The 10,725-nt window shown below is 35.2% G+C and carries 12 protein-coding genes, 1 pseudogene, 1 riboswitch and 1 other annotated feature; of the genes and pseudogenes, 2 read left to right on the top strand and 11 right to left on the bottom strand.

The genetic code is table 11. The features are described from left to right. A pseudogene (locus tag ACEN4N_RS10350) lies at window positions 1–116 on the top strand (IS30 family transposase); the annotation flags it as partial. Window positions 117–178: 62 nt separating this feature from the next. Here the strand turns inward: ACEN4N_RS10350 and ACEN4N_RS10345 are convergent. The 4 genes from ACEN4N_RS10345 to ACEN4N_RS10330 form a co-directional block, all read right to left on the bottom strand. Further along, on the bottom strand, window positions 179–955 hold the full coding sequence (locus tag ACEN4N_RS10345; protein ID WP_407090807.1) for an S-adenosyl-l-methionine hydroxide adenosyltransferase family protein: 777 nt from the start codon (window positions 953–955) through the stop codon (window positions 179–181). Window positions 956–1,021: 66 nt separating this feature from the next. Continuing rightward, window positions 1,022–1,272: a binding site (T-box leader), on the bottom strand. Window positions 1,273–1,399: 127 nt separating this feature from the next. Continuing rightward, window positions 1,400–1,795, bottom strand: coding sequence for a hypothetical protein (locus tag ACEN4N_RS10340; protein ID WP_407090808.1), 396 nt, complete (start codon window positions 1,793–1,795; stop codon window positions 1,400–1,402). Window positions 1,796–1,815: 20 nt separating this feature from the next. Beyond that, on the bottom strand, window positions 1,816–2,178 hold the full coding sequence (locus ACEN4N_RS10335) for a Spx/MgsR family RNA polymerase-binding regulatory protein (protein ID WP_407090809.1): 363 nt from the start codon (window positions 2,176–2,178) through the stop codon (window positions 1,816–1,818). 15 nt (window positions 2,179–2,193) lie between these two features. Next, a complete protein-coding gene (locus ACEN4N_RS10330) occupies window positions 2,194–2,610 on the bottom strand; it encodes a hypothetical protein (protein WP_407090810.1) in 417 nt (138 codons plus the stop codon). A gap of 161 nt (window positions 2,611–2,771) precedes the next feature. On the opposite strand from ACEN4N_RS10330, the gene ACEN4N_RS10325 reads away from it, so the two are divergent. After that, entirely contained in the window at window positions 2,772–3,581 is an 810-nt protein-coding gene (locus ACEN4N_RS10325; RefSeq protein ID WP_407090811.1) for an MBL fold metallo-hydrolase, read from the top strand. A gap of 170 nt (window positions 3,582–3,751) precedes the next feature. On the opposite strand, the gene ACEN4N_RS10320 is transcribed toward ACEN4N_RS10325, so the two are convergent. The 7 genes from ACEN4N_RS10320 to ACEN4N_RS10290 form a co-directional block, all read right to left on the bottom strand. Beyond that, window positions 3,752–4,516, bottom strand: a complete 765-nt coding sequence (locus ACEN4N_RS10320) for an SDR family oxidoreductase (protein WP_407090812.1) — start codon at window positions 4,514–4,516, stop codon at window positions 3,752–3,754. A gap of 4 nt (window positions 4,517–4,520) precedes the next feature. After that, window positions 4,521–5,477, bottom strand: coding sequence for an ABC transporter substrate-binding protein (locus tag ACEN4N_RS10315; RefSeq protein WP_138403387.1), 957 nt, complete (start codon window positions 5,475–5,477; stop codon window positions 4,521–4,523). Then, the gene (locus tag ACEN4N_RS10310; RefSeq protein WP_407090813.1) at window positions 5,464–6,225 is read right to left on the bottom strand and encodes an ABC transporter permease; all 762 of its coding nucleotides are present in this window, start codon (window positions 6,223–6,225) and stop codon (window positions 5,464–5,466) included. Before ACEN4N_RS10310 ends, ACEN4N_RS10315 begins: the two co-directional genes overlap by 14 nt. Beyond that, window positions 6,218–6,961 (bottom strand): ABC transporter ATP-binding protein, encoded by a 744-nt coding sequence (locus ACEN4N_RS10305; RefSeq protein WP_138403385.1) that lies wholly within the window; start codon window positions 6,959–6,961, stop codon window positions 6,218–6,220. Before ACEN4N_RS10305 ends, ACEN4N_RS10310 begins: the two co-directional genes overlap by 8 nt. A 13-nt stretch (window positions 6,962–6,974) precedes the next feature. Beyond that, on the bottom strand, window positions 6,975–8,396 hold the full coding sequence (locus ACEN4N_RS10300) for an acyl-CoA reductase (protein WP_407090814.1): 1,422 nt from the start codon (window positions 8,394–8,396) through the stop codon (window positions 6,975–6,977). Further along, a complete protein-coding gene (locus ACEN4N_RS10295; protein ID WP_407090815.1) occupies window positions 8,383–9,432 on the bottom strand; it encodes a hypothetical protein in 1,050 nt (349 codons plus the stop codon). The genes ACEN4N_RS10300 and ACEN4N_RS10295 overlap by 14 nt, the downstream gene beginning before the upstream one ends. An 83-nt stretch (window positions 9,433–9,515) precedes the next feature. Further along, window positions 9,516–9,626, bottom strand: a riboswitch (TPP riboswitch). 353 nt (window positions 9,627–9,979) lie between these two features. Beyond that, window positions 9,980–10,189 carry a hypothetical protein gene (locus ACEN4N_RS10290; RefSeq protein WP_407094174.1) on the bottom strand — a complete coding sequence of 70 codons (210 nt, stop codon included), beginning with the start codon at window positions 10,187–10,189 and terminating at the stop codon, window positions 9,980–9,982. Window positions 10,190–10,725: the final 536 nt, after the last annotated feature.

Below are 10,725 nucleotides of genomic sequence, written 5' to 3'. Positions count from 1 at the left end.
TGTCATCGATTGCACACAAACGGAACACGATTCCACGGAAATCCTTACACTACCGAACACCGTTGGAAGTATTTTTGAGTTACTTAGATGAAGCAGTTTTGTCTAGCTTAATTTGACAAATCAAAATTTGAATTAACCAGTCATTCCCTGTCCCGATATTATATGTTTGAGAGAAGTTCTATTGGTTAATTGCTACACCTAAACGAATTAATGAGTTAATATATCCTACAGTCTCACCAACTGCAACATCAGCAAAGCTGTGTCCGAATAATAATTGGTTATCGTACTTTTTAATATCATCATGGAAAATTTGTACACTGATTTTATCACCCGTTTGAATTCCAGCTTCTTCAACGAGTTCTAATGGAATATTTGTCCATAAAGAACCAAAGCGAACATCTAGAATGTCAATGACACCGTGAATGACACCATCACGTAATTCAGGTTCCGCGATTTCTAAAGTCTTAATTGAGTCGACACTGACCTCTTTACTTAAATTTTCATAATATGATTCATTGTCCGCAATCATTGCACCATTATATACATAAACATCACGTCCGTGGAAAGTGTGACTTTTCTCAGAATGTGGTAGACGGTCAACCTCTTCATTAATTTCTTTAACGCTTTCTAACCCAACGAATTTTGCGACGTGTGATAATGATCCATTATCTGGAGTGACAATATACTGCCCAGCGGTTGTTTTAGCAACAACACTTCTTCTGCTACTCCCAACACCAGGATCAACCACAGACACAAAGACTGTTTTGGCTGGCCAATATGCTACTGTTTGTAACAATCTGTATGATGCATCGTTAATATTATATGGTTCAATTTCATGTGTTAAATTACTGATTGTAACCTCTGGTGCAACTGTGTATGCTACACCTTGCATAGCTGAGACTGCCCCATCCACTAATCCAAAATCTGTCTGTAATACTAAATGTTTGTTATTCATATTGTCCTCCATCATATAAGATAAATTTAAATTTTTTTCATTAAAAAATCCCTGCGTAATAAATTACGCAAGGACGAGATTATTCATTCACGTGGTACCACCTTCATTTACAAGAGCGATGAACTCATTGTCTTATTCAGTAAACAATTCATTGATTTACTGAGACACTGTAACGGGTGCCGACGTATATATCTTAAGCTCTACTTTCGATATATCCACTCAAAGACCATTTTCTATCTATCATAATTACCTTTTTCCAGCTTACGAGGCTCTCTATAAATTATGAATAAATATACTTTTCTTTTCAATGTGTTTAATATTCTCATTATTTTTTCATGATATAATTTAACGTTAATATATCAGCTATAATTATTAAAGTCAATGTTATTTGAAACATCTCCACCCCTATGATAATAATGTTCGTGTCATCTTATCCTAGCGTCATTATAAAATTTTCCGATTTCGAATAAAATATAATAGTGTTTCAATTATTAGAAATGGTAATGTATATAAAAATATATAAGCCGAGAATGACCCTAAGAAACTATCCGAGAAAATAAAGAGAACAATTGATAATAAAAGCAAGCCTAAGATAATAGAAAGTGTTACGAGCATTTTGTGACTAAAACGAGTTAATCTATTAACTGCATAGACAATAAAATGAAATAATGCCGTATTTATTAGTGTTGAAAAAATTGCGGTAAAAGGGATCATGGGAATCAACTCTATAATCGAATTCGAAGGATCTATCACTCTAATACCTTCAATGACGGCATACTGTCCAAGTCCTGTGAGTATTAAGCGGAATATAAATTGTTTAATGATCGTTATTGTTGTCATAGGCACCTCTTAAGTTTGATTTAATTATTTAACCAAGCTGCTTTTAATACACTTTCCTTTGCGCCATTCGTCATTGTCTTACCGTCTGTAATTAGAGGTCGTTTAATTAACATACCATTTTTAGAAAGTAGATCAATAATTTCCGATTCATTCATTGTATCCAACTTATCTTTTAAGTCCATTTCACGGTACAGATTCCCAGATGTATTCATTATTTTACGAACTTGCCCATTCTTTGATGCAATTGCTTGTTGAATGACTTCTTCACTCGGTGGATTATCGCGAATGTCGATAATATCATCTACACTGACACCTTCATCTTCTAAATATTTCTTTGCTTTTTTCGTAGTCGTACAATGACCTAAACCGTAAATTGTTAACATAAAAAAACTCCTTTATTAAATATTTCGTTTGTTACCATCTCTGTTGCCCTTGTTCAGTTTAAATACAATTATCAGCATTTCTAACAATAGTAAAGGTAAAGACAAGATTGCGTATAAAGTGGTAATGTATATTAAATTATGGGTTGAAACAAGTAACAATAAGTATAAAACATAAGTTATGATTGCAATTATTATGAATGGAATGATACTTTTTATTAATTTAGACCGAGTGTGCCCTATTACTTTGATTATTAACACTTTTATTATCCAATTTGAAATCGTCCCAACTGGAATCGCAAATAGTATCAGAAGGAATAGATAACCAGCTGCTTCTTGTCCAGGAAACTGCATCCATAGCGTAATTAATAAAATTTGACCAATTCCTGTTGGTAATAAGCGAGTTAACAATCGTTTTAACCAATTTTCTGGCATCGCTACTCTCCTCCTCTTTAACTTTTAGTTGATAATATTTAAGGTTATTATGATTTAATATAAACAAGATAATTGAAAACTCTTTTTACTTAGTTTATATTAGCATATGTGAATTTACAAATCCTATCTATATATTACAAGTTTCAAAGGAAGGAATTAATATGGAATTATTTAAAGTAGAACCGGTAATTCCGGGAATTACTCGAATCAAGATGCCTTATGTATGTTCGTATATCGTCAAAGGATCAGACCGAGCTGTTTTAATCGATACTGGTTTTGGTTATGGAGACTTAAGGTCCGTGGTAGATGAATTAATTGACTTACCTTATGATGTCATCTGTAGTCACGGTCATCCCGATCATGCTGGCGGTAATGGACAATATAATACTGTGTACTTACCAGAAGGTGAATTTGAGTTAGTAAAGCACGGAACAAAGATTGAAACAAGACACTCAACTATGAATAACGTGTTGCGTCGCTTTAATAAATCATTCCCTAAAGAGAATTTTTTATCGCAAGGTGACGTGAAATACATCTCATATCATGAAAAGGATGTATTTAATTTAGGTGGCGTAACAATCCGCCCTGTCCACTTGCCAGGTCATACAAAGGGAATCATGGGTTTTATCATCCCCGAATTAGAAGTTGCAATGCTTGGTGATGCTTGTGCGAATCCAACATTATTAAATTTAGATTCTAGTGCTTCAATTCAAGAATATCGTGATGCTTTAGTGAAATTAAGAAAATTACAGAAAAACTTTAAAGTTGTTTTAACTCAGCACAATTCGTTTTCAGAACCGATTGACGTTGTTAAAGATAACTTGTATTGGGCTGAACGCATCTTATTAAATTCAGATGATCGTTTAGCGGTTAGAATGTCAGGTAAAGAGTCTTTTGTCGCTAGAAACCGAAATACCTCTCATTACAGAGGGAATGCCGGGAATCTAGTATATACTTCTGAAAGTCTTTAATAGACGTTTAAAACCCACAATTAACTTAATGATAGACAAGATAATGTAGTACTCCCCTAAATCCATGTCCGGATTTAGGGGGGGCACTACATTATCTTATTAGTAATATAAAAGTAATTAGGTTATTTTGGCAATATGCTTTTACAGTAAGATTCTACTATCCTGATATTTTATCTCATAACTAAACCACCATCAACATACAGTGTCTGTCCTGTCATAAAGCCGCTCCAATCAGAAGCTAAAAATAAAACAGGCCCCACAATATCTTCAGGTGCTGCAATTCTTCCCAGTGGAGTAGCATCTGCTATCATTTCTTTTTGTTCTTCTTTGGTTGATTTAGTTGCTGCGGTTGGATAAACTAGCCCGGGCGCAACAGCATTCATCCGAATACCTATACTGCCTAGATCTTTTGCCATACTTCTTGTGTAACCAATGATTGCTGCTTTAGCCGTCGTATAATCCTGATATGGTATAACTGGATGTTCCACTAAATTGGAACTAATATTGATAATACTTCCTTTCCCAAAGTTTGTCATGTTTGGCAATACTTTTTGCACCAATAAGTGGGCAGCTTTCAATCCTCCTTGTAATTGTATCTCATAATCTTGCCACTCCATTTCCCATGCCTTTTTTCGATTTTCTGCATCGAATATATAGGGTGCAAATACATTATTAACCAACACATCGATTCTTCCAAATGTCAGTAGCGTCTCTTCTACTAAATGATTCACACCTTCTTCTGTGGTTACATCTGCTTTAATAACTATTGACTGGCCACCTAATTTTTCACATGCTCTTGCCACTTCTTCGGCTGATTCCTTGCTATGATTATAATTAACAACCACATAAGCACCCTGACTAGCGAAGCCTTTAGCCAAGGTTGCACCAATTCCACGACTTGAACCACTAACGATAACCACTTTACCTTCTAGCATATCTTCACTCCTCAATTGCTTCAATGTACTGGCTCATTTCTAATTTTTTTGGAATGAGACCTAATTCAAAATATGTATCGGCACCTTCCTGGATGACATCAATATCCACTTTACCTATCTGACCATTCTCATCTAAACTCGCAGTATTTCTTAAATTGATAATTTCTCGGTTAATTTCTGGATCACGCCCATCAATGGCTAACTCTACGGCTAATTCTGCTGCTCTATCTGGATTTCCAATCATCCATTGGGCACTTTTTTTATAGGCGAGAATGAAATCCCTTAACAGCGCTTCTTTTTCTTCGTAGGTTGATCGTTTTACTACGAAAAAATCACTCGGTATATTCAAAGAGTCTCGCACTTCAAAAATATTTGGAGCACTTAAACCCGCCCTTATGGCCGGAACTAAGGCTGTATCGGTTGCGGCTGTTGCATCCACTTGTCCCTGAATCAACGGTGAAAAATTAGCAATACCTACATCTAATAATTCTACATCTGATTCTGATAAACCTGCTTGATGCAATAATACTAATAAATTTTGATATGTTCCACTTGACCGACTATATATACCAATGGTTTTTCCTTTCAAATCTTTTGGAGATTGAATATGATTATCCATCGTAACTACATTAAAAACATTTTGTGGATATACCGTATATAAAATAACTAAATCTTCGCCATTAGCGAGAGCACTATAAACTGCACCAGGATCGGTGAATGCGATATCAGCTTGTCCTGTTAACATATTTTTTAACGCATCTTGTCCGCCATTTCCCGGAATAATCGACAAGTCTATACCAGCTTCTTTAAAGAATCCATGTTCCTCTTCTGCCAATAAATTCGTCTGTTCAACAATTAATTGACTCCAATTGGCTATTGTCAATGAATTCGTCGTTTGAAAACTGCAAGCACTTAACACTGCTATAAATATTAACACTAGCCCTATTTTAATTTTTCTCATTTTTATTCTCCTTGCTATACCATAATAGATTTTCCAGAATATTAACTAATCCATATAGTATACAGCCTAATATTGCTAATAGAATCAGAACAGCAAACATTAAAGTTGTATCCATCATTCCTTGTGATGCAATAATCAATGCACCTAGCCCTTGTTTTGCGCCTATAAACTCCCCCACTAAAGCACCTACTAGTGAGAGAACTACAGCAACACGAAGTCCTTGAACAATCGTAGGCAAACCAGCTGGAAACTTTAGATACCATAATGTTTGCCATCGCGAGGCATTCATCAAACGAAACAAAGTTAATTGATCTGAGTTAACATGTTGAATCGCACTGGCAGTTGCTTCTAATAATGGAAAAAAGCAAATCAAAGCAGTAATAACAATTTTCGACATCATACCATATCCAAACCACAACATGAATAATGGAGCCAAAGCGATTTTAGGAATAGCTTGTGAAATGACGATATACACAGAAAATACATTTTTCAAAAACGGGCTTTCCCCGATGATGATTCCTAGTAATACCCCCAAAAATCCACCCATTAGTAATCCAATGATTAGTTCAACGAGTGTAGTCAATATATGAGGGAGAAAATAGCCATCGAGAATCCCTTTCCAAAGGACGGAAAAAACAGCAAGTGGGCGTGGTAAAATCAGCTCAGATACCTGTTGAGCACTCAATTCCCAGATGAATAATAACAACACACCCATTAACAGTGATAGTAGCGAAGCTCTCTTATTCATGTTCCACCCCTAACAATTGACGAATAGTTCTACAATATTCTCTAAATGTTTGAGAATCTCGCCGATTGATCTCTGTCTCTTCCCAAGATGGAGATTTTTTTTGAGAACTCATTTCACCCTGACTAATCACCCCAATTTGATCTGCCAAAAAAGCAGCTTCAGTTACATCATGGGTAACAAAAAGCATCGCGATCTTTTCTCTTTTATTTAATCTCAATAATTCATTTTGTAACTCCTCTCTTGTTATGATATCCAAAGCAGCGAATGGTTCGTCTAGAAAAAGAAGTGTGGGTTTCTTAATTAATGCTCTTGCTATCGCTACTCGACTTTTTTGTCCGCCAGATAAAGTAGATGGTATTCGCTCCGCAAATTCTGATATTTGAAGAATCTCTAATAATACTTCTGCATAATTAATATCTTCTGCCGTAATTTCGCGTTGTAATTGAATCGGCAACAATACATTTTCTAAAACTGTCTTCCAATTGAGTAAAGTAGCCTCTTGAAATACAAAGCCAATCTTATTCGATGGCTTTGTAACTATGTGTCCTTGATGGTAAACTTTTCCTTTCGTTGGATTTTTTAGCCCTGCTGCTAACTCTAGTAAGGTTGACTTACCACTCCCACTACGACCCAACCAGCAATGAATCTCACCCGTTGGTAGCTGCCAATCAATTCCTTTCAATGTAAAATTTTGGTTTTTATACTGATAAGAGACTTTTTGTAGCTCTAATTCCATGATATGTCCCCCTCTAATCCATGTAGTAATTGAATAATTCTGAAGAACAAACAACCGAAGGGTCGATATCGACCATCCGAACCTGTTCTTTCAGAAATGAATAACCATCCTGATGCCAACCGGCATGTAACTGTACCATTTTATCCAAGCTAGTTACGCGCGTAATGCCTAAAGCTCCCCAATCGGAAGCAATGTCAAATAATTCATCCGTCGGCGCAGCGATTCCTACTGTTTGAAGGACTTGCGACTTGTCACGAATGATTTCTGCTAAACTTTTCCAATGATCAATAGCAATAACTTGTACCACCCGTGATAAGGGAGTTGGTTCAAGAAAAGGCTTCTCACTGTAGCTTACTATCCAGGAGCGATCCTCAGGGACAATTACTTTACAATGATCGTCCCACATTTTTGATTCATAAAATTTTGAGCGATCATATGCTTCTTCAATTGATAAATTTCTTAAAGGATAACGATTCTGATAAGATTGAAGTTTGCCTGCTAATAGTAATGCCCATTCATGCGGACTTGTTTGTCCATTCTTTTCTACGAAAAAGAGTTGGGGAGAATAACACCCTTGCTGATCGTAGTAAATCACTGACTTTGCAGCTTGTTTAGCCAAGTTTTCTGCTTTTTGCTTATCTAAAACTAGCTTGTGTAGAAAACCAAAACTTAATTTATTACCAAAACCAATGAAATGTGTATTGTGACCTATTTGTTGCTGCAGTTTGGATATAGTCCGATTACTACCATATCCAACTACTACTTCAGCTTCATTCAATAACATCTTTTCACGACCGGTATCTCCCCCCTTCCAAGAAACAATCGCAAGACTATCTGCTAATCGAGGCTCAATTTCAACCAATAATTGACAGAAAACACCAATAAATAAAGGTTCGCTACTAGAAACTTTTCCAATCACTTTTCCTTTAACTAATAGACTTCCTACTAAACTCCAAAGAGGTAGAACTGGTACATTCCCTGCCCAAATATGTACCGTTAATTTTGGTCCAACAGCCTTGGTAAATCCCCCATGAGAACTTGCTATAAATTGATCAAGGATTAGAGGATTTTCAAAATTCACAGATAACCAACGCATCAATTCATGTTCTCTAAAAGTCTTCAGTGAATGAGTCAGACTTAATCGAATCGTTTCGTGATTAAAGCCAGTAATTAGTGGCAGAAGTTTTTCTAGTTTACGACGTAAAGGATGTTTTCGATCTAATAACACTGCGACCGCCTTAGTAATTGCTGTGATAATTTCATTTGTAGTCAAGTGATTTCCTACCGATTTCATTCGCTGTGATAAAATTTTCAATTGATCTTCATCAGGATGTGGCACTGAAATTGATACATCCTGAAAATCAATCTGTCGATTCTTAATCTTTAAATCTTTTGCCATCGGTGGTAAATAACCACTTTTTTCAATTTGAACCATTTTGATACTCCTCTATCCATTGTTGCGCAGATAATGAACAACCTCGTGATTCAATCAATGGTTGCCTTCCTACTAATTCAAAGCCACCCTCTCTTTCAATAGCTAAGTCCCCTGTTTGAATAGCTGGTACAGAGTTGATATTGGCTAAATCAACATGTACTAATAAGCCAATTTCTCCTTTAGGAACTTCTTGCTCAGTGATTGGATCAATAATTTTAAAACGAATCCAATGTGGTCCTCGCTTTATATTCTTTCCACCCAATTCAATCTTCGAATAGTATTGCGAAGATAATTCTGTCATCCCATACATATTTACTATTTTTGTCTTGACTTTAAACCTATCTTTTAATAATTTATAGAAATCATTTTCTGAATAAGACCTTGAGAAATTCTTAAATCCACCTGTATCAAAAATTAAGCTATCCTCATGCAAATGAATCGATTTATTTTTGTCTTCTAAACTATCAAGTAAATGAACATAATTGTAACTCGCACCCAAAATCATTACGGGCGTATGCTCATGTTTTTGAGTCCATTCAATCAATTTTTCTAACTCTAACCCATCTTTTGACACAAAATGTGCGGAATCTTTCGTTCCATCAGCTTTTAATAGCGATAAATAATGGCTTAAAGAAGAATGAGGCATATTTTTTTCATCTGGAAATAAAATTGCCATGGGATATTTCTTTGCACTTACAAAATTTTTAAAACTTTCTTTCGCTGATAGATCATAGACGTCTAGATCACGGTGATAATGCTTTCCTTTATTGCCATTCGTAGTTCCACTCGTCATAAAAACATATGAGCATTCCTCTTCAGGAGTTACACTTAAAAAGCTGGACTTAAATGCCTCTGTCGATACACTTGGAATGTCCTTCCAATGTCTAACTTGCTTAAGACCGATCCCTTTTTTTCGACAATATTGTTGATATGCCAGATTATTTTGGTAAAGATACCTGAACAATTGTATGGCTACTTCATCGAAACTTTTATACTCTTCTGGATTACAAATAAATTCTTGGATTATTGTTTTCATATTTTCTCTTTCTCCTTAATATTGACACAAAAAAAGCACCCTAGACTGATTCTAGGGTGCACATACGTATTATTTACTGTTCTTCATAATCGTTATATGTTCCCTACGCTAGTGTCAACTAGATCAGGTTCTAAGGGTCATTATCTTCACGGATAATATCTCAACCAGCAATACTGGTCCCCCTACATGGAATCGCTATTTAATTGTATTAATCATTTGTTCTCGCTTAAGAATAAGCCAAAGTTTTCTGCTTGTCAATAAATATTGAGTACCTTGATATGTAAACTTACTTCTACTTGTAATCGTCTATTGGTTGATAACAAATAACACGTCCTTTACAAAACCTGAATGTACGTACCTTTAAAAGTAAAAAAATAACAACGGGCATTTCATTAAAGGATTGTATGAAATGTAAAAATCATTTCGTTACTTAGATGAAGTGCCAATGAGAATTGAAAAACTATAATAAATACTAAATTATTAAAGCCAACGTTTATGGTCGCTAACTCATGCTTTCTAAACGGGATATGAAAAATAAAATGATGTTTTATTTTCTAGCTTTTCTCACTTTTAATTGCTGACCCTTTATCATGCGGTTTTGCATCTGTTCAATGATATATTGCCTCATAACAACCAAATCAATGGACCATCGATCAACTGAAACAACAGCAATTTGTGTTCTTAGATCTCCATAGAGTATCTCTTTATGCAGACTAACGCCCTCATTATTTACATAATCTTCTAGTGAGTTTAACAACGACTCTCTTTGTAAAACAAGAATATCATCACTATCTTCCTTTAGTACATGAACAAAGTATAGCTTACTATTTGTTTACCCTTCTGATATCCTCCGTTTAAATGAATCAATTGATTGTTGTGATCCTTCAACTGGAAGTAAAATGTAATGGTACTCAATTATCATAAGTTTCACTCCTTATAGAATCATAAGCGCATCCAATCTTATTGCTTTAATTTGATATCATAAATGGGATTATGTGCGTTCCTAACTTTACAGCTGTAAAAAAGGACGGTCACAAATAGTAACCATCCGCTGCTAAATTAAATGAATTAAAAACTATCCTTTATTGGTCAAAAACGGGGCTAACCCAACTAATGTTTTACAATTATAGTGCATAGTTATCCGCAATAATTCGGTCAGCATCAGGTGTTGAATTGCAATAATTAATGCGACAATTTTTTATTTACTCAATTAATAAGAGTTCGTGTAAAAATACTTCCAAAGGTGTTTGGTAATCTAAGCATTTCCTAGGTCGATTATTCATTAACCACAAA

It is taken from the genome of Ruoffia sp. FAM 20857, from assembly GCF_045528645.1.
GTDB classification, from domain to species: domain Bacteria; phylum Bacillota; class Bacilli; order Lactobacillales; family Aerococcaceae; genus Ruoffia; species Ruoffia halotolerans.
This window is presented reverse-complemented; position numbering and strand designations above follow the sequence as displayed.

Coding starts and splice junctions, on each gene's coding strand:
- ACEN4N_RS10345 (WP_407090807.1), bottom strand. CDS start 955: ATGAATAACAAACATTTAGTATTACAGACAGATTTTGGATTAGTGGAT.
- ACEN4N_RS10305 (WP_138403385.1), bottom strand. CDS start 6,961: ATGGAATTAGAGCTACAAAAAGTCTCTTATCAGTATAAAAACCAAAAT.
- ACEN4N_RS10340 (WP_407090808.1), bottom strand. CDS start 1,795: ATGACAACAATAACGATCATTAAACAATTTATATTCCGCTTAATACTC.
- ACEN4N_RS10315 (WP_138403387.1), bottom strand. CDS start 5,477: ATGAGAAAAATTAAAATAGGGCTAGTGTTAATATTTATAGCAGTGTTA.
- ACEN4N_RS10320 (WP_407090812.1), bottom strand. CDS start 4,516: ATGCTAGAAGGTAAAGTGGTTATCGTTAGTGGTTCAAGTCGTGGAATT.
- ACEN4N_RS10325 (WP_407090811.1), top strand. CDS start 2,772: ATGGAATTATTTAAAGTAGAACCGGTAATTCCGGGAATTACTCGAATC.
- ACEN4N_RS10310 (WP_407090813.1), bottom strand. CDS start 6,225: ATGAATAAGAGAGCTTCGCTACTATCACTGTTAATGGGTGTGTTGTTA.
- ACEN4N_RS10295 (WP_407090815.1), bottom strand. CDS start 9,432: ATGAAAACAATAATCCAAGAATTTATTTGTAATCCAGAAGAGTATAAA.
- ACEN4N_RS10335 (WP_407090809.1), bottom strand. CDS start 2,178: ATGTTAACAATTTACGGTTTAGGTCATTGTACGACTACGAAAAAAGCA.
- ACEN4N_RS10300 (WP_407090814.1), bottom strand. CDS start 8,396: ATGGTTCAAATTGAAAAAAGTGGTTATTTACCACCGATGGCAAAAGAT.
- ACEN4N_RS10330 (WP_407090810.1), bottom strand. CDS start 2,610: ATGCCAGAAAATTGGTTAAAACGATTGTTAACTCGCTTATTACCAACA.